This is a genomic window from Paenarthrobacter sp. NPDC089988, assembly GCF_044748465.1.
In the GTDB taxonomy this organism is placed as follows: domain Bacteria; phylum Actinomycetota; class Actinomycetes; order Actinomycetales; family Micrococcaceae; genus Arthrobacter.
The window spans coordinates 107916-130776 of record NZ_JBIVGD010000011.1 but is presented as its reverse complement, the minus strand read 5'-3'; the positions used below and the strand labels follow the sequence as shown (position 1 = coordinate 130776).

Annotated in this window: 16 protein-coding genes; 4 read left to right on the top strand and 12 right to left on the bottom strand. The window is 63.4% G+C overall.

The window, feature by feature from the left end; genetic code table 11:
- Positions 1–61: 61 nt before the first annotated feature.
- Positions 62–1732, top strand: coding sequence for a sensor histidine kinase (locus tag ACIPV6_RS14370; RefSeq protein ID WP_400271520.1), 1671 nt, complete (start codon positions 62–64; stop codon positions 1730–1732).
- A 15-nt stretch (positions 1733–1747) separates the two neighbouring features.
- On the opposite strand, the gene ACIPV6_RS14365 is transcribed toward ACIPV6_RS14370, so the two are convergent.
- The 5 genes from ACIPV6_RS14365 to ACIPV6_RS14345 all read right to left on the bottom strand — a co-directional run bounded on the left by ACIPV6_RS14365 (position 1748) and on the right by ACIPV6_RS14345 (position 10575).
- Complete coding sequence (locus ACIPV6_RS14365) at positions 1748–1993, bottom strand: PLDc N-terminal domain-containing protein (protein WP_397323031.1); 246 nt, start codon at positions 1991–1993, stop codon at positions 1748–1750.
- Positions 1994–2026: 33 nt separating this feature from the next.
- Entirely contained in the window at positions 2027–3235 is a 1209-nt protein-coding gene (locus ACIPV6_RS14360; RefSeq protein WP_400271519.1) for a restriction endonuclease, read from the bottom strand.
- A gap of 97 nt (positions 3236–3332) precedes the next feature.
- Positions 3333–5561 carry an McrB family protein gene (locus ACIPV6_RS14355; RefSeq protein ID WP_400271518.1) on the bottom strand — a complete coding sequence of 743 codons (2229 nt, stop codon included), beginning with the start codon at positions 5559–5561 and terminating at the stop codon, positions 3333–3335.
- Between the two features lie 60 nt (positions 5562–5621).
- A complete protein-coding gene (locus tag ACIPV6_RS14350; protein WP_400271517.1) occupies positions 5622–7553 on the bottom strand; it encodes a DUF5107 domain-containing protein in 1932 nt (643 codons plus the stop codon).
- Between the two features lies 1 nt (position 7554).
- A complete protein-coding gene (locus ACIPV6_RS14345) occupies positions 7555–10575 on the bottom strand; it encodes a glycoside hydrolase domain-containing protein (RefSeq protein ID WP_400271516.1) in 3021 nt (1006 codons plus the stop codon).
- Positions 10576–10989: 414 nt separating this feature from the next.
- Here ACIPV6_RS14345 and ACIPV6_RS14340 point away from each other — a divergent pair, with 414 nt between their 5' ends.
- Positions 10990–11286, top strand: a complete 297-nt coding sequence (locus ACIPV6_RS14340; RefSeq protein WP_400271515.1) for a DUF3800 domain-containing protein — start codon at positions 10990–10992, stop codon at positions 11284–11286.
- Between the two features lie 102 nt (positions 11287–11388).
- Here ACIPV6_RS14340 and ACIPV6_RS14335 read toward each other — a convergent pair whose 3' ends face one another.
- The 7 genes from ACIPV6_RS14335 to ACIPV6_RS14305 form a co-directional block, all read right to left on the bottom strand.
- Complete coding sequence (locus tag ACIPV6_RS14335; protein WP_400271514.1) at positions 11389–12153, bottom strand: copper homeostasis protein CutC; 765 nt, start codon at positions 12151–12153, stop codon at positions 11389–11391.
- A 90-nt stretch (positions 12154–12243) separates the two neighbouring features.
- A complete protein-coding gene (locus ACIPV6_RS14330; protein WP_400271572.1) occupies positions 12244–12660 on the bottom strand; it encodes an acyl-CoA thioesterase in 417 nt (138 codons plus the stop codon).
- A gap of 68 nt (positions 12661–12728) precedes the next feature.
- Positions 12729–14813 carry an ABC transporter ATP-binding protein gene (locus ACIPV6_RS14325; RefSeq protein WP_400271513.1) on the bottom strand — a complete coding sequence of 695 codons (2085 nt, stop codon included), beginning with the start codon at positions 14811–14813 and terminating at the stop codon, positions 12729–12731.
- On the bottom strand, positions 14810–16543 hold the full coding sequence (locus tag ACIPV6_RS14320) for an ABC transporter ATP-binding protein (RefSeq protein ID WP_400271512.1): 1734 nt from the start codon (positions 16541–16543) through the stop codon (positions 14810–14812). Before ACIPV6_RS14320 ends, ACIPV6_RS14325 begins: the two co-directional genes overlap by 4 nt.
- A 219-nt stretch (positions 16544–16762) precedes the next feature.
- Complete coding sequence (locus ACIPV6_RS14315; RefSeq protein ID WP_400271511.1) at positions 16763–18865, bottom strand: MFS transporter; 2103 nt, start codon at positions 18863–18865, stop codon at positions 16763–16765.
- A gap of 9 nt (positions 18866–18874) precedes the next feature.
- Positions 18875–19357, bottom strand: coding sequence for a MarR family winged helix-turn-helix transcriptional regulator (locus ACIPV6_RS14310; RefSeq protein WP_400271510.1), 483 nt, complete (start codon positions 19355–19357; stop codon positions 18875–18877).
- 73 nt (positions 19358–19430) lie between these two features.
- Positions 19431–20336, bottom strand: coding sequence for a LysR family transcriptional regulator (locus ACIPV6_RS14305; protein WP_400271509.1), 906 nt, complete (start codon positions 20334–20336; stop codon positions 19431–19433).
- 94 nt (positions 20337–20430) lie between these two features.
- Here ACIPV6_RS14305 and ACIPV6_RS14300 point away from each other — a divergent pair, with 94 nt between their 5' ends.
- A complete protein-coding gene (locus ACIPV6_RS14300; RefSeq protein WP_400271508.1) occupies positions 20431–21459 on the top strand; it encodes an MBL fold metallo-hydrolase in 1029 nt (342 codons plus the stop codon).
- Between the two features lie 28 nt (positions 21460–21487).
- Complete coding sequence (locus tag ACIPV6_RS14295; RefSeq protein ID WP_400271507.1) at positions 21488–22816, top strand: MFS transporter; 1329 nt, start codon at positions 21488–21490, stop codon at positions 22814–22816.
- The last annotated feature ends 45 nt before the right edge of the window (positions 22817–22861 follow it).

Genomic DNA, 22861 nt, shown 5'->3' with positions numbered 1-22861 from the left:
ACCATTATGGTTAGGCTGATCTCATGAACAGACTTTCTTCCGCCTCCCCGCGGGTTGCGCCATGACCAACCCGACCATCTGGGATTTGGGCGAAAAGAAGAATCTGCTGGTCTTTCGGCGGTCGTTTCACGAGCACACCCTGCGCATGCGCGTCATCCTGAGCCAACTGCCTCTCTCGGTATGCGTCTGTCTCTCCGCGATCCTTGTGTGGCTGTTCTTCCCCGCCACCCTGGACAACCCGCTCTTTTTGGTGTTCCTGCTCAGCCAGGCACTGCTGTTGGGTCTCTGCATCGCCGTTCCGTGGCACAAACTGCCCTTCCCGAGTTTCCTGGCCATCCCTATCCTTGACATAGTTTCCATTGGTTTCGGACGCGAAGGTGGCCAGGATGCGCTCACCGGCCTCAGCGTCCTGGTGGTCCTGCCGGTCATCTGGCTGTGTGCCTCCGGTCTGTACCCGAGGCTGGCCATCGCCTTGTCCTTCCTGGGCCCCTTGGCCATCGTGTGGGTGCCGCTTTTCCTGCGGGACGCCGTTACAGAGCAGAGCCTCACCAAGCCGCTCCTCTTCCCCATCCTGATCGTGGGCATCGGGGTGTCTGTCAGCGTTCTCACGCTGAGCATGATGCGGCAGCAGCGGGCCATGGAGGAGAAGGACCAGGCGCTGAAGGAAGCGCTGGACGCCAGTACCAAGCAGGAGCGGCTCCTGAACACCGTCATGGAAGCCCTCCCCTTGGGAGTCGTTGCCGTCGACGGTGAGGGCCACGACATCCTCATGAACCGCCGCCAGCGCCAAAGCCACAGCCTCGCAACGCCGCCGGACAACCCGGATCCCAACGAGGCCGAACTGCTGGTCTTCGACACGGACCGGACCACTCCCCTGCCGGCAGACCAGCGTCCCGTACGCCGTGCCGTCTTGGGCGAACGGTTCACGGACCAGCTGGTGTGGCTCGGCAGCGGGCAGGAGCAGCGCGCCTTCACCGCGAGCGCCAGGCCCATGGTGGATCACGACGGAAAGTTCGCCGGCTCCGTGGTGGTGTTCAACGACGTCACCGAACTGGTCAACGCCCTGGCAGCCAAGGACGACTTCGTAGCCAACGTCTCCCACGAGTTCCGGACGCCTTTGACGTCCATCCTTGGCTACGTGGAATTGATCCTGGACGATCCCCACGGCCTTGATCCGAAGTACCGGATGCAATTGGACATCGTCCGCCGCAACGCCGAGCGGCTTCTCACCCTGGTCTCGGACCTGCTGTCCGTGCGGTCCGGCCAGATTGCCATCCAACCCCACACCGTGGACGTGGTTGAACTGGTCCGCAGCAGCGTCACTTCCGCCGAGCCCCGCGCCGCAAAGGCGGGCATCCGGCTGTCCGTGGACGTGCCTCCTGTTCTGGAAGCCCGCGTGGATTCCTCCCGGATGTCCCAGGTGCTGGACAACCTGGTCTCCAACGCCATCAAATATTCCCCCGACGGCGGCGACGTGGTGGTGGCCGCCTGGGAGGACCAGGAGTACGTCTTCTGCCGGGTTTCGGACACGGGCATGGGCATGACAGAAGAAGAAGCGTCCGAGGTCTTCACCAAGTTCTTCCGGGCAGGCGGAGTCCGCAACAGTGCCATTCCGGGCGTGGGGTTGGGCCTTCCCATCAGCAAGGCAATCGTGGAAGCCCACGGGGGCAGCATAGAACTGGAAAGCGAACCGGGACGCGGAACCACCTTTACGGTCAGGGTTCCCGCGTAGCCGCGGCGTCCGGCCTTAGCGCTTGGCCGTCACCGCACCGGAATCACGACGGCGGCCAAAGAGGAAGTAGCTCACGGGACCAAAGAAGTTGATGAAGGACGCCGCACGCCACAACACCTTCTTGCCCCTGATCTGCGCATCCGGGGTCTTGGCCAAACTGCGCTGCGCGGCGATCAACAATGTCAGGTTCACCGCACCGCTGATCATCAACATCACGCGTTGGCCTGTGCTCATGTCTCGCCAAGATTTCTTGCGGGCCATCATGCCTCCATCCGGGAACGTGTACTTCTCAGGCTAGTCTTCGCTTCCGCGACCCGCCACAGCCTGCCGCACTACTTCACCCCACGACTGTTCGGCGAGGTCCGTGATGGCGGCCAGGATGTCCTGCGGTGGCAGGGAGAGGTCCAGCGGGTACTCCACGATATCGATGTCCGTATTGAGGATCCGCCGCAATTTCATCTCCCCCTGCCCGGCATACACGAGCCACGCCGTGGGAACCCGCAGGGCCGTGCAGTAGGCCAGCAGTTGGTAGTGATCGGCGTTGAGCGAGGCGCCTGCGTCACCGGCCGCCGTGTATTTGGAGTCGTAAACCACCACGGGACGTCCGCCCAGGAAATGTGCAGCATCCGGCCTGACGGTCAACCGATCGGTGTCCCGGACGGCTTCATTGAGCAAGGCACCGTATTGCAGGCGCATCTCTCCCGGGTGGTAACTCATGGCCTGGCGCAGGGCCGTGCCCACGAAGTTCTCGAACACCTCGGCCATGTCCACCACGAAGGACGCTGTTTGCTGCTTGCCCTCTCCTGCCTCGGCGGAAGCGTTGCGCAGGATTACTTCGGCCAGGCGGAGCACCGCGTGGTACCGCAGGTTCATCCTGCTGGCCTTCCACGGCGGCAGGGGCGCGCCGCTCTGGAGGCGGGTGACGGCGTCGAGCTTTCCCTTGAGCTGCCGCAGGCGGCTCTGGACGTCCGCGCGGACGCCGGGCACCTGCGTCATGCGTTCCAGCGCGGCGCGGAGGATCCGGTTCTCGGCGATGTCCTCGGTGAATTCGTCGTAGGAGACTTCCAACGGGACCAGCATGCCGGGCCGGCGCGAGATCTGGTCCGAAATCCGGATCCGCCCCTTCACGGTCCGCAATGATTCGTCCACGGTGAGGTATCCCTGCAGGACCCCGCGGCTCAGGGCTCGATCGGCCAACTGTGCCAGGGACTCGGCGAGCGCGCTCCAGAGGTCCGGGTGCTCCACCGCTTCGACGGAATGATCGCCAAAGCCTTGGTCGCCGGCGTAGCTCAGCAGGAACAGGAGCCGGTTCAGGCCCAGTCGGTCTTTGGGGCGCACCTCCAGCTGGACGGTGGCGGTGCGCACGGAGCCCACCTTGCCGGCCGGTTCGATCCGGTAAAGCCCCATGCCCATGGGCGACGTCTTGGCCAGGCCGCTGGCGTTGATGAACGCCGCCGACTCGGGGTCCAGTTTGTCCACCACGCCGCGGGACAGTTCGTCCATGACGATGTGCCGTGGTCCGGTCGGCTTGCCCTGACCCCGTTTCGCCACGGCATTCGCGGCGCTGGAGGGCGGCCGCCCCGGGCGGGGCGGGATGGCCTTAGCGGGCTGCAAGTCGTCCCAGCAACTGGTCCAGGCCGAAGCGTTCTTCCAGCTGCGCGCGGTTCAGTTGGCCGTGGTAGTGCTCCTCAAGGAGGGGCATGAGCTCGTACTTCCAGATCCTGCGCAGGCCCGTGGGGTTCTGGGCAGCGTTCTTCATGAAGTACGACGGCCCGATCATGAGGTCCCGGTCCCAGTCGTCGATAGCCTCGTTGAGAGCGTCCAGGAGGTCCGCGTTGAGGGTGTCCAGCCCGCGGGCTTCGAGGAAACGGCGCAGGGAGCCCTTCACCGGCTCCACGTTGGGGTGGAGCTCAATGAACGCAAAACGGCGTCGGATGGCCGCATCCATCATGGCGATGGAGCGGTCCGCGGTGTTCATGGTGCCGATGATGTACAGGTTGTCCGGCAAGCTGAAGGGCTCGTTGGGGCTGTACTGCAGGTAGATGCGGTCGTCCCGGTACTCGAGCAGGAAGTACAGCTCACCGAACACTTTGGCCAGGTTGGCCCGGTTCATTTCATCGATGATGAGGAAGTACGGTTTGTGGGAGTTCTCCGGCTTGGCGGCTTCCTCTGCTAGCCGGCGCAAGGGACCGGCCACGAGTTTGAAGGAAACCTGGCCGTCGTCGGTCTTGTCCGGGCGGTAGCCCTCAAAGAAATCCTCATATGCGTACGACGGGTGGAACTGCACCAGCTTCACGCGTTCGTCCGTGCTGTCTCCGGCGAGTTCGGCCGCAAGGTGCTTGGCCAGGTACGTCTTGCCGGTGCCGGGCGGGCCGTAGAGGACCAACTGGCGGTTCTCCTCGAGGAGTTCGGCAATTTCCTCGAGCGGCTCGAGATCCATGTGCAGCGAAGCAGCGAACTCTTCGGTCAGTGGACGGAAGCCCTGCTGGACAACGTCGACGGCGACAGTCGGGGGCGCTTCATCCTCGCCATCGGTTTCGGCTTCCACAGGGAGCAGTTCCTGGAGTGCCTGGATGACCCGGGTGACGTCCACAATGATGCCTGGGGTGGACAGCTGCCGCTGGGCGTGGCGCGGCAGTTCGGTGATGGCGTAGCTGTCGTCGAACCAGCGGACCTTGCGGCGGATCCGGCGGTTGTCCTCATCCGGTTCGCCAAGGACGACGCCGACGCGCACGCGGCCACCGTTCTGGTAGAGGGTAAGGTCGCCGGGCTTCATGACGGTGAGGAAGGCGAAGACGGCAGTCTTGGTGTCCTCGCGCTCCACGTAGCCAAGGTGCTTGCAATCCTCGTCAACGGCATGCTGGACCACGCCGGCGGTGACTCCGGCGTCCAAGGAACGGAGGTGCTCCACATCCAGCGTGGCTTTTTCTTCTCCAAGCCATCCTGCGAGCAGGTCGGCATTGTCGTGGTGCGTGCGCAGCAGCCACGACCGGCGGCCCGGGTCGCCCACCTTGCGCCACTGGCTCACGAGCTGGCGGGAGTACCAGTCGATCCGCTGCCCCGCCTGCTCATCCAGGTGGAGCCGGATCCGGTGGATGTCCGCGGTGATGTCTTCCTCAGTGTCGCCGCCGGCCCCGCCCACCAAGGAAGCGAAGGCGTCACGGATTTCGCGGCGCTCCACGTCAGCCACCACTGGTTCGAAGTAGCTGGGCCACACGAGGTACTCGATGCTGCGCCGGAGGGCGGGCTGGTCCTCGGGCGTACCGACGGCCAGCTCGTGGAACTTCAGGGGATCGGACAGGGCCCCGCTGATGGTCTCCGTGCTCTGGCTGTCCACGTGCTCCACGAAGCGGCACAGCCACACCAGGTGGTCCCAAATGGTCCAGTTGAACTCAGCCGTGCGGTCCCGGATCACGCCGTGGTCCGTCATGCCCTCATAGAGCTCTTCGGGCAGCTCGATGGCTGGCTCCACCCATGAGGCGGCCTCGGCAACACGCGCGCGCTTGACCCGGAGCGACTTGACCTCGTGGGCCAACGGCAACGACTGCAGGAACAGCAGCTCAACCGCCAGCAGCTTGGCCTCGCGGGAAGCGCCCTCAAGGTTCTGCCGCAGGTTGGTCATCATCGGAGCCTTGGAATCCGCCACTCCCCGTTCGAGCCGCTCCAGCAGTTCCCGGGATGCGTCCGCCGTCCACGTCAGCGTCCTTCCATCCAGGGCTGACGGTTTGCCTTGGAGGGCCGGACTGAGCACATACCACGCCGCGTCCTCGATCTCCTTGGAGATTCCGGGGGCACGGTCAATGGCAGGCATCACGGAGGGGGTCACCATGCCAACTTACCTTGTTTGCTTTAAGTCGGCATCTGGATTTCCACAGGGTTCATTCAGCTTTTAATGCATCCCAAACCGGTAGGCCGCCGGTACCGGTTCGCCAGGACATACCTCCTCCCACAGGTCCGCAATGGCGTCCTCGCCCTCACGCAAATCAGGGATCTCGACGCCGGCACGGAGGATCGCTGCGGCTTCGGCTCCGTGCCCTCCGCGGGCGAGCGCCAGCGCCCTGAGGAACGTCAAACGTCCGACGGCGGCACCCTCCTTGGGTGCCGAGTCCGCCAGGTCCAGCGCCATGACCGGGTCGCCGTGCCGGATGCTCAGGGTGACGGCTTCCACGAGCAAGGCGATGGCGGTTGAGTCGGCCTCGATGCCGTTCCGCAACTCAGCGAGGCCTTCTTCGTCTTCTCCCGCAGCGAGCAAGGCCAAGCCCAATCCACGGTGTGCCAGGGCCTTCGTCCGCCGGTGGGCATGCTTGGCGGCAACTGTCCGTTTGTACCATTCCTTGGCGCCCTTGAGGTCCTGCCGGGCATGCCGCATGGTAGCCACGTGGAAGTCCGCTTCCGGGTTCCCCTGCGCTTCAAGAAGCTCCTCCCAGTCCGCGCCGGCAACGAAGGAGAGGGCGCCGTCGAACGGTTCCCCTTTCAGCAGCCCAAGCCACGGTTCCTGCTCCGCAGTGACGCTTTCCGTGACGAACGGCGTGCCGCTTTCATCGATCCACCGTTTACCGGCGCGCCGGCGCCGGGCGCGTTCGGCCACTCCCCAGCCGCTGCCGGTCAGCAGCATTTTCGACGGCGGCACATCGGCGTTGCTGATCGCGCCGGGAAGCATGGCCTCCAGTTCCTCGTGCGGCAGCAGTGTCTCCAGCTTCCGACCCGCGTGTTCCACGGCCGAGTCCCAGTCCTGGCCGTGTGAAATGTCCGGGTCAAGGTGCCCGTTGCCATAAGCCTCCACCCAGGACCACCCCGCTCCGGCGGGCATTACCAGGTGTTCGAACTGGGTCTGTGCCAGTCCCGCCTGGATTTCGGCGTAGGGTCCGGCCCCGGGGCTCAGCCACTCCTGCCATCGCTTGCCACCCTGCCCCTGGCCCCAGACGAAAAGCTTCTTCCCCCGCAACAGGCTTGTGGAAAGCATCGCCAGCCCATCGCCGTCGTCGTCCGCTGCCACCACCCAACGGCGCTCGGCCGGATCGATGTCGAAGAAGAAGTCAGCCGCGTGCGGGCTGTTGACCAGCCAGGTGCCGTCGTAGCCTTCGTGGGCCGTGGGCCGGACACGGGTGATGTCCGTGGCGTAGTCGCTGCCGAACGCCTCGTCCGCGGGCGCGATCACGCGGGTCCGTGCCGTCTCCGGAATCGCCGCGTTGCTCCACCAGTACATGGGAACGTCGTGGTCATTGGGGTTGCGGATCCGCACGGCGGCGAGCAACACGGCCGAATCCTCCGGCAACCAGATGTCCACTTGGAACACCACTTCGCGGAGCCGTTCGAACTCCCACATCCGCAGGACGTGTTTGCCATCCGGGGTGTGGACGATCGCCGTGTGCAGCGGATCGCAACTGGTGGGCGAATGTCCGCGCGTTCCGATGTTCCACTCCAAACCACCGGCGAACCACGCTTTGCGGAGCGCGATGTTGGCCAATTGCGGCGCCCCGTGGGTATGGAGGAGCTGCTTGCCCGTGGCCTTGTCGAACAACTCCCAGATCCTGCCGCCCAGCGACGGCAGCACCGTGGCGCGCAGCCTGCTGTTTTCCAGCACGACGGCGGGAAACTCCCTCGGTACCGCTGCCCGGCTGTAGCCGTCCTGCATGAGATAGGGATAAACGTTGGGCACCAGGCCGTACCGCGCGGACGCTTGGAGCTCCTCGGGGATGCCCTCGCCCACGGTGTAGGGCTGGTCGAGTTCGGAGGCCACCACGGGCAAGGGGTTCAGTGGGCCAAGGTCCGCCATGGCCAGCGTCAGCGTGGTCACTGTGAGGTTGGATGGTGTTGCCACGTCAGTATCCAATCGTGAGGAGGAGCCCGCGGTTCGGCTCGATGGTGATGGAGGCTCCGGGCTCGTATCGCGCGGCATGCTGGAAGCCGTCAATGGCAGGGGCTTTCATGTCGACGGACGCAAGCTGGGCCGAACCGGCGTCGAAATTCAACTGCACGTCCACAGTCTCCTCGGCCCAGGAGGCCAGCGCTACTACGGCCCTTTCGCCGTCCGTCCACGTGGTGGCGAGGATCCCGGGATGGCTGGTTGTGACGGGCGCCTGCGGATCCCAATGGCCCACCATCTCCATTTGCTCCAGCCCGGTCTTTGCCCAGAAGTCCCACAGGGGCCGGTTGTCCACCCGGGGCGCCCTGCCCGTCATGCCGAACACCATGCCTCGCCAGGGATTGCCGCCGTTTTCGAGCATCTCGCCCATGAGGCCGAACGGTATTCCGGACAACTCCACCAGCCAGTAGTCCGGATCGGTCCCTTCGTAGTCGAAGTACTCCCCGAGCCAGAGCCGGTCCACATAGGGCAACTGCTCCATGTACAAATTGGCCGAGGACGCATAACCGTCGTGGGCCGTAAATTGGTTGGCCGAATGCAGGTCGATCTCCGGGCCGTCAGTGGCTCTCTCCCGGCAGGCTCTTTCGAGCACTTTCCTGACCCGCAGCATGGTGTGCCGGTCGTAGGCGATGTCATCCAGGTAGATCCCGTCGATGCCGTCCTCGCCCTTGGACAACTCGGCGAGGCTGCGGACGTAGAAGTTCTCCAGCCGCGAGCCACCAGTGGTGACCACCGCAATATCATCCACGTTGGGCGCAAACCACGCGGAGACATAACCATCCCCGGCGTGCTCTTGCAGCCAGATGTGCCCCTTGCCCGGCCCGTCGCTGAACACTTCATGGTCCAGTTGGAGCATGGGCAACAGCTCAGGACTATGGAAAGTGAGCTCCCGGACGGTGTTGTAGACCTTGGCCTTGAGACCATACTTGCGGCACTCGGCGATATAGCTGCGGAGCTTGTCCCCATTGAGCAGTGGATCGTTGATGTACGGAGCGGGCGCCGTCGCGTGATGGACATTCACCACTGTGGCCCCGGCGTTTGCTATGCGTGCAGGGTCCGCCGGCTCGTGGAAGTACCGCTTGGCCAGGTGTTCGCCAGGTTCGATCGGTTTGAACGGGGTCAGGAGAAGCCGGCAATCGAAGTCCAGTGCTTGCCCGGGGTCCAGGGTGCGTGGCCCGCTGGTGGCTTTCACGGTGACGGTGTTGTCCTGCGTACGGATCGTGACTCCACCGGTTCCCCAGGACTTCGGCTTCAGCAACGGCTTCTCAAGGTAGAAATTGGTGTTCAGAGGCCGTTCATAGCTCTTATCACGGAGGGCGAGTTGCAGCCCGGCGTTAACCCCGCCCAGCCACAGCGCATCTTGGTTCTTGCTTGCCACGTCCCACACCCAGTCCAGTTCCGCGGGTCGCCGTCCGCCAGGGATTCCCAAGCCCATGGCGAGCGGTACCGCAGCCTCACGCAACCCAAGCCGCAGCCCGACGTCGGGCACGTCCACAGTCTCCTGTGCGCCCAACCGCAGCTCGATGTGAACGGCACCATCCGCGTCGAGCGTGCCAGTCAGTTCCAGCGATGCCATTGTCTTGCCGCCCTGCAGGCCTGTCCATTGGCAGGTCCACGAGACGCGCGCCGGTCCCGCCACGGTGTAATCGATGGGCCCGTAGGCCCAGTCGATGGCTCCCGTTTCCAACGTCATCGGCTCGGCGAAAAGCCCGACGGCGGGACCATCCGTTGCCGTCACGCCCGCGGTGAAGGTAGACGTCACCTGCTGTGGCAGGCCCGAGGCTCCCAGCGTCAGGGTCCTGCCCAGGATTCCCAACGTCCGGCTTTCTTCATCCAGCGTGACAGGGGTAAACGGGGCCACGAGCTCGGCGTCCTGGGCGATGGTCGAGTCGAGCCACGCGAGCCGCCTGAGCAGCCGGGGATCGCTGGTTGCTTCAGTGGGTTCTTTGATATCCAGGGCCACGGCCAGCCGCTGCGCTTGACCGCCGCCGTTTCGGACCGTGATGTCCGCTGTGACCACGCCGTCGGCATCATCCGGGATGTGGACGATGACGAACAAGGCCTTCACTGTTCCCGCGGGGATGCTGAGGGAGTTCTTCAGTGGCTTGCCGAGTCGGTCTGTTCCGTCGGTGTTGATGCAGTGGCCGTTTGTCACCTCTACCGTGACGCCGTCGAGGTCCTTCTGCGCATACACGCCGAGTTGGACCACGTAATCCTCCCCCGGCTCGGCCGTGCCCCGGAAGTGGTTGGCGGGTCCGTTGATGGCCCAATGCGCCGGTAACCTCCGCATGGAGATCGGGTTGAGCCGGTCCTCGGCGCAGAGGAGAAAAGCTTCGTCGGCATACTGCTGATGGAGTAGCTCCAGTTCCCCCGCCGTTGCAGTGAAGTTCATGGGCGCAAACGAGTCTCGCTCGCTGGCGGCTTCGTAACGCACTGCGTGCGCTTGTGCGAGCTGGGTTTCGTTGCTGTCCGCCCACAGTGAACCCACGACGGCGACCGCCCAGTCCGGCTCTGCTGCCGGCCTGCGTGGGAGGTACTGCGCCTGGGGATAGTGCGCCTTGCCGAGCATCGCGTACGGCAGGTAATAAACGAAGTAGGTGCCGGGGCCATCGACGGCTTGGAAAACCAGCGTGCCGGACTCCCGCGCGGCTTCTTCCACTATGACGTTCCGGACCCTCGTCCCGGAGTGGGCGGCCACGACGATGATCTCCACACCGGCAGGGTCCTGGTCTTGTCGCCGCCAAGGAATAACCACCCTCCTGTTTTCGCCCAAGCCATCGTCCGGGACCTCCACCACGAAGCGGTGGTTGCCGTAGAGGAGCTTGTCCCAGTGACCCACGCCGCACTCCACCTCCGGGTGGCCGGTAACGCGTTGGGGTACGTGGTGCTGGGTGGAGCCGATGTGCGGGGATTTGACGGCTTGGGCTGGCTCGGAGGGGCGTGTTGTGGCCGGTGTGAGCGGCTCGGGCAGCGGCATCGCTGGGACTCCTGAAGGTAGCTTCCGGGGTGGCTTCACCGAGTTGGTGAATCCTTACATCATTCCCGTGTTCCGCGAAGGCTGTAAAGGGCATTGCGATGCGCGATGAGTGCGATCAACTGGACTCCGCTATGGACAAAACCAGCCGCGATCAGATCGTCACATCTATGCGCGATCCACCACTGAGAGAGATATAGGCAGGACGCCTAACCCGTCCATCCTTGATGGGCACCGGACCTCTCCACGGAGGCGAGCACAGAAAAGAAGTCTTTAGGCCGGGCGGTCGCAAAAGAATGCCTTCGCACACTGCTGCAATGTGAAGACATTGGTGTGGGTGCTGTTTACCGTCGGACCACGGCTACCGGACGCGCTTACTTCCAGGAACGCGGAGCTGTTTACCAGAAGCTCCTTGGGATGTGGAATGACGCCCAGGCGGAAGCCGGGACCTACGCCTTCGTCAGCATGGATGGCAACGGCAGCGACCCCAGTTACGTAGAGGCACACAGAAGCCTCCCACTGGAGAGTCGGCACGTCATTGAAGACCCAATGTTTCATGACTCCCGACGCTCCCAGTGGATCCAAATGGCGGATTTGGTGGCGTATTCAGCCTTCACTCATCTCAACCGTCACGCCGGAAATGAGTTCGGCTGGGACTGGTACACGCACTACCTATCCCGGAAAGCTCCTCACAATGCACCTTGGGCAATCTAGTCGTTAAACAGCAAGACCCGCCGATCCACGTGTGTGGGGCAGGTCCGCATCTCCATAATACCGGAGGCCCACTGCGTCGGTCCAATAGCAGGCTGAAAAGACTCACGCCCGCGACTGCAGATTGACGGCATTCACGGCCGCCCTCGCTGCTCGCACTGTCTCGCGGTCTGTCACGGAATAGGCCGTGGGATCAGCGCCGTCCTGGCTGCCAAGGGAAACGGCGGAGTCGGTGAGCGTCGATACGGTCCTCTTGGCGGATAGGTGCACGGCGGAGAGGCCTGCCGCATGCATGGCAGGGATGTCGGAGATCTTGAGTCCTCCCCCAGCCATGATGTCAATGGCACCAGCAGAGCGCTCAACCAGTTGGGACAGGGTGGCTAAGCCTTCCCCGGCCGTTTCAGCATGACCCGATGTGAGGACACGCGTAAACCCGAGCTCCAGGAGTTGCTCGAGGGCGCGCAGCGGATCGCGGGACTGATCAATGGCACGGTGGAAGGTCAAGTGGGCATCTGCCCGCGCCTGCCGTGCGGCGTCCACCAGCTTCCTCGCCACGGGGACATCCACTTCGCCGTCGCGGGTCAGCGCCCCCACTACAACACCGTCAGCTCCCAGTGCCAGCAGGTGCCTGACTTCGTGAATCATGGTGTCCACGTCTGAGGCGGAATAGTGGAAATCGCCTGGGCGGCACCGGACCAAGGCATGGATCCCCAAGCGGCCCCCCACATGCTCCATGCTTGACTCCAGAAGGCCTTGGCTCGGAGTTATGCCGCCGAGTTCCAGGCCGCTGCAGAGTTCGATCCTGTCGGCGCCTTCCGCTGCGGACGTTCCTGCGCCCGCAGCGCTTGTCACGGCAATCTCAAGTTTCATGCTGAAACTCTACGTGGACCCGGGTTTGGGCACAGCTAAGGCCCCCAAGAAGGCACTTCCTAGGGGCCTTAGGTACAAAGCACGGAGGGCTCAGGCCTGGTAGGCCTGGAGCTTCTCCTTTTGCTCCGGAGTGAGCCGCAGGACCCGTCCGGTGTCCTCAGCGACAAACGCAAGGTGCGTGCTCGCTTTGACACATTCCTCCCGGGTCACGGGATCCTTGATGACGTAGTGGAGATCGAAACTGGCGCCCTTCACGGCGCCCACCCAGATTTCCACGACGGCCGGGATGTTGCGGTACTCCAAGGTTCGGACGTAGCGGACCTTGTGCTCCACGACGAGGGTCATAACGCCTTCGCCAACATCGTTGAATAAGGCGGCAGGCGGCTCCGTGCCCGGCAAACCGGCGCCTGCGGGCGGACCGAAAGCCGCGATGCGGGCTTCCTCCAGCATGCGCACGATCTGCACGTTGTTGATGTGGCCGTAGGCATCCATGTCACCCCAGCGCATGGGCACCAAGACCTCTATGCGCTGGGGTGCCACCGACGATTCCGCGGACGCGGCTGCCGTTTGCGTGCTCAGCTGTGCACCGCCGTCGAATCGTCCACCGCGGCTTCGCCTGCATCCTCACCAGCAAACTGGGACATGTAGAGGCGGTAGTATGCGCCCTGCAGTGCCAGCAGCTGGCTGTGGTTGCCCTGCTCCACGATCTGGCCGTTCTCCATCACCAGGATGGTGTCGGCATCGCGGATGGTGGAAAGGCGGTGGGCGATCACGAAGCTGGTCCGGTCCGTGCGGAGGGCAGCCATGGCCTTCTGCAGCAACAGTTCGGTACGGGTGTCAACGGAGCTCGTCGCTTCGTCGAGGATCAGCAAGGATGGATTGGAAACGAACGCACGTGCGATGGTGATGAGCTGTTTCTCACCGGCGCTGACGTTGTTGCCCTCTTCGTCGATGATTGTCTGGTACCCATCCGGAAGCGCGCGAACAAAGCGGTCCACGTAGGTGGCCTTCGCGGCCTCCATGACCTGTTCCTCCGTCGCATCCAGGTTGCCGTACTTGATGTTGTCGTAGATGGTGCCTCCGAAGAGCCATGCATCCTGCAGAACCATGCCCACCTTGGAGCGGAGTTCGGCCCGGCTGAGGTCCTTGACGTCCACGCCGTCCAAGGTGATCCGCCCAGCGTTGAGCTCGTAGAAACGCATCACCAGGTTCACCAACGTGGTCTTGCCAGCACCGGTCGGTCCCACGATTGCCACCGTATGGCCCGGCTCGGCGCTGAAGGACAGATCCTCGATCAGTGGTTTGTCCTCGACGTAGCTGAAGTACACCTTCTCGAACTCCACGTGTCCGTCCGTCTTGGGCGGCAAGTGCTTGGTGCCGGTTTCCTGGACTTCCTCATCGGCATCCAGGAACTCGAAGACACGCTCCGCTGAAGCCACGCCGGACTGCAGCATGTTGGCCATGCCGGCGATTTGGCCCAGCGGCTGGGTGAATTCGCGCGAGTACTGGATGAATGCCGTGGCGTCGCCGAGGCTCATGGAGCCCGAAGCTACACGCAGGCCGCCGACGACGGCGATGCCCACGTAGGACAGGTACGAAACGAAGTTCATGGCCGGGAAGATGATGCCGGAAACGAACTGTGCACCAAATGAGGCCTTGTACAGTTCCTCGTTCTTTTCATCGAAGCGGACCAGCATGTCTGCATCGCGGCCGAACACCTTCACCAGGTCATGGCCGGAGAAGGATTCCTCAATCTGGCCGTTCAAGGCACCGGTGTTCTTCCACTGCGCTGCGAAGAGCTTCTGGCTCCTGGCACCGATCACGCCGGCCATGACGCCGGAGAGCGGCAGTGCGATCAGTGCAATCAGCGCAAGTTCCCAGGACACGATGAACATCATCACGATGATGCCCAACACGGTGAGCACCGAACTGACCAGCTGCGCAAATGCCTGTTGGAGGCCCTGCTGGACGTTGTCCACATCGTTGGTGACGCGGGACAGGATGTCACCCCGTTGGCGGGTGTCAAAGTAGTTCAGCGGCAGGCGGTTGAGCTTGGCCTGGACTTCGTCCCGGAGGTTCCTGATGACGCGCATGACGATCCGGTTCAACAACCAGCCCTGTGCCCACAGGAAGATGTTGGCCACGAAGTACATGAGCAGGACGATCGAAATCAGGAACGTCAGTTTCGAGAAGTCGATGCCGTTGGTCAGGGTCATCTTGGAGACCATGTCCGCGAAATTGTCCTGGCCTTGCTGGCGCATGAGGTCCGCGAACTGCTCCGGGGTCACGCCGGGCGGTATCTGCTTGCCAATGACGCCACCGAAGATGACGTCCATGGCGCTGCCGAGGACCTTGGGAGCGATGACGTTGAGGACCACGGAAACCACCACGAGTCCGATGACGATCAACACACCGACCCGTTCGGGCTTGAGCAGGCCCATCAGCCGCTTGGCGGAAGGCCAGAAAGCCTTGGCCTTCTTGGCCGGCACATCGCCGAACATGCCGCCGTCGGCTTCGGTGGGGACGTACTCCTCTTCGACGAAGTCCTCGTCTTCAAGGGCCTCTGCGGCTACATCGGCCGTAGCCTCTGCCTTGGCGGCTTTCGCGGCTTCTGCCTTGGCAGCCCAGCCACGCTTCTTTTGCTGGTTCTGCTCGGTCATGCCACTTCCTCCACGCTCAGCTGGGATTCAACGATTTCCTGGTAGGTGGGTGAGGTTTCCAGGAGTTCATCGTGGGTTCCCCTGTCAACGATCCGCCCGTTGTCGAGGACCAGGATCTCGTCGGCGTCGCGGATGGTGGAGACGCGCTGGGCAACAATGATCACCGTGGAGTCGCGGGTCTTGGCCTTCAGCGCCTTGCGCAGCCGGGCGTCGGTGGCGACGTCCAGTGCCGAGAACGAGTCATCGAAGACATAGACGCTGGGCTTGGTCACGAGTGCACGGGCGATGCAAAGGCGCTGGCGCTGTCCACCGGAGACGTTGGTGCCACCCTGAGCGATCCGACGGTTCAAGCCAGCCGACTTGTCCTCAACGAAGCCCCTGGCCTGCGCGGTTTCCAGGGCATCCCAGAGTTCCTCGTCCGTAGCATCTGTCTTGCCGAAGCGCAGGTTGTGCTCGATGGTGCCAGAGAACAAGTACGGCTTCTGCGGAACGGCGGCGACGCGGCTGCTGATCTCCGACGAATCCAATTGGGTGACCGGAACGCCGTCGAGCATAACCTCGCCGGAAGCGACGTCGTAAAGCCGCGGAAGCAGCGAAACCAGGGTGGTCTTGCCCGCCCCCGTGGAACCGATGATGGCGAGCGTCTTGCCGGGTTCGGCAGTAAAGGAGATATTGCTCAGCACGGGAGCCTCGGCGCCCGGGTATTTGAAGGTGACGTCACGGAACTCGACGCGGCCCTTCTTCTCGGCCGGAACCACGGGATTGGCCGGGTTGTGGATGGAAGGTTCGACGTCGAGAACCTCGCCGATGCGGTCAGCACACACCGAAGCGCGGGGAATCATCATGGCCATGAAGGTGCCCATCATGACGGCGATGAGGATCTGGAGCAGGTATTGCAGGAACGCGGTCAGAGCTCCGACCTGCATGTCGCCGGAGTCGACGCGCTGGCCGCCGAACCACAGCACAGCCGCTGTGGACAGGTGCAGGATCATGCCGATGGCAGGGAACATAAGGACGAACAGGTTGCCGATCTTCACGGACACGGCAGTAAGGTCCTGGTTGGCTTCGCCGAAGCGCTTGGCCTCGTACGGCTCGCGGACGAACGCGCGGACAACGCGGATGCCGATGATCTGTTCGCGAAGGACGCCGTTGATGGCATCGATCTTGGCCTGCATCGAGCGGAAGAGCGGCATGAGCCGGACCACGAGGTACCCAACTACGGCCACAAGGACGGGAACCGAGACCCAGACCAGCCAAGAGAGGCTGAGGTCTTCGCGGAGGGCCATGATGATGCCGCCAACACACATGATGGGCGTGGAGACCATGAAGTTCAGGCCCATCAGCACCAGCATCTGGACTTGCTGGACGTCATTGGTGCCGCGGGTGATCAGGGTTGGCGCACCAAACTTGTTGACGTCCTGGGCGGAGAAGCTGCTGACCTGGCGGAAAACGCTGCGGCGCAGGTCGCGGCCAATGGCCATGGCCGTCCGGGCTCCGAAGTAGACGGCCGCGATGGCAGTGAGCACCTGGGCGAGGGCGACGGCGAGCATGAGCGCGCCGGTCCGCCAGATGAAGTCGGTATCGCCGCGGGAAACTCCCTCGTCAATGATTTTGGCGTTGAGGCTGGGAAGGTAGAGCGTTGCGATGGTGGACGCCAACTGGAATATGAGGACGGCCACGATTTGCGGCAAATACGGCTTGGAATAGCGCCGTATAAGGGTGACAAGCATGCCCACGGATCCTTAAGGAGAGAGTGCGTGAATGAGTTAAGTAAGTTCTAGCAGCAGCCGCTGACAGTATTAGCCTCCCCACTCTACGAGTTCGGTTGCCTATGCGAAACAACCTCCGGAAAAGATCATCCCAGCGGAGTAGTTTCAGCGCCGTAAATGCTCCCTTAAGAGCAGAGGGCGCCGGCTGGATCTTCCAACCGGCGCCCTGCAGTCACGTGCTTAGCCTGCGTGCTTGCCGTGGTCCGTCTTGGCTTCGACGCCCTGCAGGAGCATCAGTGCCATGCGTTCCTGCTGCCGGCGTTCATGCTTGAGCTCCTTGCGCAAGGCTTTCAGCTGCTCGGCCGTCCGGGCCTGCTGCTCGGCGACGCCCTGCTGCTCGCGCAGCCGGGCCTGGAGTTCCACGTTCGCCCGGCTGAGCTGGAGTTGCTGTTCCGCCAGGACGTACTGGGTCCGGGACAACTGTTCCTGGAGTTCCTTGACATCGGTGGCGGCGTGGGGCCGTTCCTGGGTCAGGATCCTGGCGAACTCAAGGTCAAGGTCCTCCGAGGAACGGTCGCCCGGAGCCGAACGCCGCGCGCTTACCCCGGACCCCGCGCCCTGCCGGGAACCGGAATCCTGAACCGAGCCGGAAGCAAGGTGCCGTTCGGCATCAAGGCGGGCGCCGGCGTCGTGCGCTTTATCGGCGCCGGACGGCACGCTGTCCAGGGACGTCGTGTCCAAGGACATCGCTGCCTCGCCGGAGGCGGTGGCGATGAGTTCCTTTTCCGGGGCTGCGTCCACGGTCCGGCGGAGCGGGCGTTCCTTGATCAGGAGGACGGCCAGGAGGGCTACCACGCTGATGACGGCGGAGATCATGAAGATCTGGGCAGTGGCATCACCGTAGGCGGCACGCATGATGTCGCGGATCGGGGCTGGCATGTCGGCCAGGTCCATGCTGGCGCCGGAGGAACCACCTTGCACGGGGATTCCTGCAGCGGCCAGCCCTTCGACTGCCAGGTCCTTCACATGGTTGGACATGATGGCACCGAGGACGGAGACACCGATCGCGCCACCCACCGAGCGGAAGAATGCCACCGAAGCGCTGGCAGTTCCAATGTCCTTGGCCTGCACGGTGTTCTGCACGGCAAGTACCAGGTTCTGCATGAGCATGCCCAGGCCAAGGCCGAACACGCCGGTGTAGATGGCCACGACCCACAGTTCAGTCGTGTGGTCGATGGTTCCGGCGAAAGCGAGCCCGCCGATCAACAGGACCGAACCGGCGATCAGGAACCTCTTCCACTTGCCGAAACGGCTGATCAGGATACCCGAAGCCACAGAACCAACGAGGTTGCCGGCGATCATCGGCAGGGTCAGGAGGCCGGCCTCCGTAGGAGTGGCGCCACGGGAAACCTGGAAGTACTGGCCAAGGAACGTGGATGAGCCGAACATCGCGATGCCAACGGCGACCGAAGCCAGAATGGCCAGGGCCGTGGTGCGCTCCGAGATGATCTTCAAGGGAATGATCGGCTGGGACACCTTGGTCTCAACGAACACCAGCAGCGCCAGGAGGGCCACACCGCCGCCAACCATAAGGGCGGACTGCCAGGAGACCCAGTCGTAGTACTCCGGGTTGCCGGCGAAGGAAACCCAGATGAGGAGGAGGCTCACGCCGGTGGTCAGCAGGATGGCACCCAGCCAGTCGATCTTGGCCGGACGCTTGATGTGCTCGATCTTGAGGGTGATCTGGAGCAGGATGAGCGCTATCACGGCCAGCGGAACGCAAACGAAGAACGTCCAGCGCCAGCCGAGGGGGCTGTCCACGATGAAGCCACCAAGCAGCGGGCCACCTGCGGTGCCAACAGCCATGACAGCACCCATGTAGCCCGAGTACTTGCCACGGTCGCGCGGCGGAATCATGGAACCGATGATGGCCTGGGCCAGTGCCGTGAGGCCACCCATTGCCACGCCCTGGATCACGCGGGCGGTCAGCAGCAGCGGAATCGTTTCGGACAGGCCTGCCATGACCGAGCCCGCAACGAAGATGATGATGCTGAGCTGGACCAGGAGCTTCTTGTTAAAGAGGTCCGCAAGCTTGCCCCAGATGGGTGTGGTGGCCGCGTTGGCGAGCAGGGCCGCGGTGATCACCCAGGCGAAGTCGGTCTGCGTGCCCTTGAGCTCGGACATGATGGTGGGAAGGGCGTTCGCCACGATGGTGCTGCTCAGGATCGCAGTAAAGAATGCTGCCAGGAGACCCGTCAAAGCCTCCATGATTTGGCGGTGGGTCATGGGCGCTGCGGCGCCCCCCTGCCCTGCCGCTGCCGTTTGGACTGCTGGTTTGGCCATGCGTGGCTCCTAAACTGTGAGTTTCGTCGTTGTGGAACCGGCCGCCGTTGCCCGGATTGAGTCTTTGAGGGACGTGCTGAGTTTCTGCAGCACCTTGGATGCTTCAAGGGCGTCTTCTTCGCTCCAGTCCGCGAGGTAGTCCCGCAACCGGACGCTCCGCTGCTCTTCGAATTCGCGGAGTTTGGCCATGCCGCTCTCCGTCAGCGCGAGGAGCTGCGCCCTGCCGTCTGCCGGATCAGGCCGCCTCATCACGAAGCCCAGCTCTTCCAACTCCGCGATGTGGCGGCTCAGGACAGGCGCGCTGACGCCCAGTTTGGCCGCCAGATGGGTGGCGCGGGTCTCCCCCTCGCCAATGAACCGCATGACACCTTGGACAGCCATTCCGACGTCGGGAACGCGGGCCAAGTGGGCGGTCACCACACAGCGCAGAGTCCGCTGCAGGTCGAAAATTTGATGCACAAGATCGGTTGCCGTGGCTGAACCAACGGACATGGAAAACACCCCTTTTTTGTTTGCCTAAAGCAACTATACACAAGAATGATTGCTTTGGGAAACTAAAGAAGGGTCAGGAGGCGTCTTCGGTGAGCTCCCGCGCCACGGAAATGACTTCCTCAACCCGCCTGGGTCTGTGCACACCTGGCGGGACCACGGCAACGAGCTTGTTCTCCGGCAGCTTGTCCTCGATGGGGACCAACGCCACCCGGGCGCCTGTATAGAGGGACTCGATCCCGGGCCACACATTCGTCACCGAATACGCCCGGCCACTGGCCACAATGCCGCGGATGGTCTGTGCCACCACGCTCCGCCACCGCACTTTAGGCTCTATGCCGGCCGAATGGAACATGGCAATAACACGCTCCGCACTGGGCGGGACGTCAAAGAGGACGACGTCTTCCTGCGCCAGATCGGCGAAGCTGAGGGATTTCCGCCTTGCCATCGGGTGGTCCGCGGACAGCATGAATTGCGGACGGGAGGCTGCCACGGTGAGGATTTCGACGCCGGGAACGGCCTGGAGCGAATAGATGAAGGCAACGTCCAACTCGCCCTCGCCCACGGCACGCTGCAACTCTTCTGCGTTGCCTTCCACAAAGTCGAGCTCAACATCCGGCCACCGTGCGGCGAAGACGCGGATGAGTTCGGGAATCAACCGCGGGGAGATCGCGATCATGCAGCCGATGGACACCCGCCCACGCATGTCGTCATGGGATCCGTGGAGCGCGCCGTGCAGTTCCGCCGTTTCCCGCAGTATGCGCCGTGCACGAACCCCCAGTTCCACCCCCGCCGGCGTTGGTTCCACCCGCTTGGCGCGGGTACGGATCAGCAGATCCAAGCCCAGGCTCTTCTCCAACTGGGCGATGGCCATGGATGCCGCGGCCTGGGAAATGTTGGATTCGCTGGCCGCCTTGGTCAGTGACCCGTGGTCCAGGACGGCCACGAAATACTCCAACTGCCGCAGCGTAAACTCACCCATCAATTCTCCTTATGAACTTCTTAGAATTGATTGATTATACAAGTGACGTGGTGCGGACCACACTGGAAGAAAGCCATTCCGACCAAGGAGAACCATGACGCCGACGTCATCCCTCAAACCGCACATCGTCACTCTGGGAACAGCTGGTGGACCACGATGGTGGGCCGCCGCCGATTCCGGCGAGCGCACGGGAATCGCCACGGCCGTGGTGGTTGGGGATGCCTTCTACCTGGTGGATTTCGGGCAGGGCGCGGGACGACGGCTCAGCCAGTCCGGACTGCAGCTGAAGGACCTGCGTGCCCTGTTCATCACGCACCTCCACTCGGACCATGTCTATGACCTCGCTGGGCTCGGCATCTTCGGGCTCTACGCACTCACCGAGCGCACGGAGAACCCTGTGCGCATCATTGGACCCGGCAACCGGGGCGAGCTTCCCGCGGTGTCGCCGCGCGCCGTCGTCGCTCCTGAACCGTTGGCGCCGGAGAATCCGACGCCGGGCACCCGCCAAATGTTCGAACAGCTCATGAAGGCGCACGCAACGGACCTCAACGACCGCATTCTGGACAGCCTCCGGCCCAGCCCGCTGGACATCTTCCACGCCGAAGACATCCAGATTCCTACCGAATCCGGCTACCACCCCAACAACAACCCGACGCCGAACATGGAACCGTTCGAGGTGTACCGCGACGAACTGGTCACGGTGACGGCCATCCTGGTGGAGCACCCGCCGGTGGCTCCCGCGTTCGCGTTCCGCTTCGATACAGCCGAGGGCTCGGTGACCATCTCCGGCGACACTGCCTACACGCAGAACATGATCACCCTCGCCCGGGACACCGATCTGCTGTTGCACGAAGCCATCGATTTCGCGTGGGTGGAGTCCCTCTACGGGGACAAGACGGACGAGTCCAGCCGGGCTTCCCGCGACCACCACTACAAGTCCCACACCAGCGTCCGCGAGGCGGCCAAACTGGCCGAAATTGCCGGCGCCGGCCACCTTGCCCTGCACCACCTCGTCCCCGGTTCCGCCTCGGAGTCTGTTTGGCAGGAAGCGGGAGAGCACTTCACCGGGACCTTCACTGTCCCGAACGACCTCGACAACATCCCGTTCGCCCGTCAGCGCTGACGCGGCCCGAAAACACCAGAGGAAACCCATGAGCTCAGCCCCAACAGCCCCGGAAACCGGAGTTGTCACCACCGCGGAATCGTCCATGAATTCCAAGGACATGCGCCGCATCCTGTCCTCCAGCTTTATTGGAAGCGCGATCGAGTACTACGACTTTGTCCTCTATGCGACGGCAGCGAGCCTGGTCTTCAACAAAGTCTTCTTCGCCAACCTCGGCCCGGGCTTCGACCTGTTTGCCTCTTTCGTGACCCTTGCGGTGGGCTACATCGCCCGCCCGTTGGGTGGCCTGATCTTCGGCCACTTCGGCGACCGCCTGGGCCGCAAGAAAATGCTGGTGCTGTCCATGTTGATCATGGGTCTTGGCACCACGGCCATCGGCCTTCTCCCCACCACTGCGCAGATCGGCATGGCCGCACCTTTGGCCCTGGTGATCCTCCGGCTGGTCCAAGGTGTGGCCGTGGGTGGCGAGTGGGGCGGAGCGGCGCTCATGGCGATCGAACATGCGCCCAAGGAACACCGTGGTTTCGCGGCAGCGTTTGCCAATGCCGGCGGGCCGGCCGGGGCCATCCTCGGCACGCTTGCGCTGTCCCTGTTCGCCGCAGTGTCCGGCAAGGATTTCCTCGTGTGGGGTTGGCGTGTTCCGTTCCTGCTGAGCGCCTTGCTCATTGTGGTGGGCATGGTGATCCGCCTGAAGGTGGCCGAAACTCCGGCCTTTCAGCGCCTCGAGGCAGCCGGCGAAAAGCGCCGGGTTCCCCTGCTGGATGTCCTGAAGAACAACCCCAGGGCAGTGGTCCTGGGCTTGCTCGCCACCACCTCGTTCTACGTATGCCAGTCGATGACCACCGTTTGGGGCGTTTCCGTAGCTGTTGACAGCGGCGCGGACAAGAACGGCGTCTTGAACATCAAGGCGTTTGCCGCACTCCTCACCCTGGTGATCTGCTTCTACTCCGCCCGCCTCAGCGACCGTGTGGGCCGCCGTCGGGTGCTCATTGGTGCGTCCCTCCTGGGCGCGGTGCTGGTGTATCCCATCCTGATGCTGCTGACCAACGGCGAGCTGTGGGGCTTTGCAGTGGCCATCATCCTCGGCAACGGCCTGGTCCAAGGGTTCCTGTACGGGCCGATCGCAGCCTACGTCGCCGAGCAGTTCCCCACCCGCAACCGGTACACGGGCGCTTCGCTCGCCTACCAAGGCGCTTCGATGATCGGCGCAGGTTTCACCCCGATGATCGTCGCCGGCCTGAGCCTCGCTGCCGGAGGCGGGATCTGGCTCATCGCAGTGTTCTGGATCGTCGCCATGCTCGCCTCGGCCGTAGCAGTCAAGGCGACGCCGGAAGGCACACGCCGCGACCTCGACTAGCTTGTGAAGTGTGCACCGAAAAACCCCCGCGCTTTCTGCGCGGGG

What these genes read in the sequence shown, in the direction of transcription:
- ACIPV6_RS14370 (WP_400271520.1), top strand. Translation starts at nt 62, where the DNA reads ATGACCAACCCGACCATCTGGGATTTGGGCGAAAAGAAGAATCTGCTG.
- ACIPV6_RS14365 (WP_397323031.1), bottom strand. Translation starts at nt 1,993, where the DNA reads ATGGCCCGCAAGAAATCTTGGCGAGACATGAGCACAGGCCAACGCGTG.
- ACIPV6_RS14360 (WP_400271519.1), bottom strand. Translation starts at nt 3,235, where the DNA reads ATGGACGAACTGTCCCGCGGCGTGGTGGACAAACTGGACCCCGAGTCG.
- ACIPV6_RS14355 (WP_400271518.1), bottom strand. Translation starts at nt 5,561, where the DNA reads ATGGTGACCCCCTCCGTGATGCCTGCCATTGACCGTGCCCCCGGAATC.
- ACIPV6_RS14345 (WP_400271516.1), bottom strand. Translation starts at nt 10,575, where the DNA reads ATGCCGCTGCCCGAGCCGCTCACACCGGCCACAACACGCCCCTCCGAG.
- ACIPV6_RS14340 (WP_400271515.1), top strand. Translation starts at nt 10,990, where the DNA reads ATGTGGAATGACGCCCAGGCGGAAGCCGGGACCTACGCCTTCGTCAGC.
- ACIPV6_RS14335 (WP_400271514.1), bottom strand. Translation starts at nt 12,153, where the DNA reads ATGAAACTTGAGATTGCCGTGACAAGCGCTGCGGGCGCAGGAACGTCC.
- ACIPV6_RS14330 (WP_400271572.1), bottom strand. Translation starts at nt 12,660, where the DNA reads ATGCGCTGGGGTGACATGGATGCCTACGGCCACATCAACAACGTGCAG.
- ACIPV6_RS14325 (WP_400271513.1), bottom strand. Translation starts at nt 14,813, where the DNA reads ATGACCGAGCAGAACCAGCAAAAGAAGCGTGGCTGGGCTGCCAAGGCA.
- ACIPV6_RS14320 (WP_400271512.1), bottom strand. Translation starts at nt 16,543, where the DNA reads ATGCTTGTCACCCTTATACGGCGCTATTCCAAGCCGTATTTGCCGCAA.
- ACIPV6_RS14315 (WP_400271511.1), bottom strand. Translation starts at nt 18,865, where the DNA reads ATGGCCAAACCAGCAGTCCAAACGGCAGCGGCAGGGCAGGGGGGCGCC.
- ACIPV6_RS14310 (WP_400271510.1), bottom strand. Translation starts at nt 19,357, where the DNA reads ATGTCCGTTGGTTCAGCCACGGCAACCGATCTTGTGCATCAAATTTTC.
- ACIPV6_RS14305 (WP_400271509.1), bottom strand. Translation starts at nt 20,336, where the DNA reads ATGGGTGAGTTTACGCTGCGGCAGTTGGAGTATTTCGTGGCCGTCCTG.
- ACIPV6_RS14300 (WP_400271508.1), top strand. Translation starts at nt 20,431, where the DNA reads ATGACGCCGACGTCATCCCTCAAACCGCACATCGTCACTCTGGGAACA.
- ACIPV6_RS14295 (WP_400271507.1), top strand. Translation starts at nt 21,488, where the DNA reads ATGAGCTCAGCCCCAACAGCCCCGGAAACCGGAGTTGTCACCACCGCG.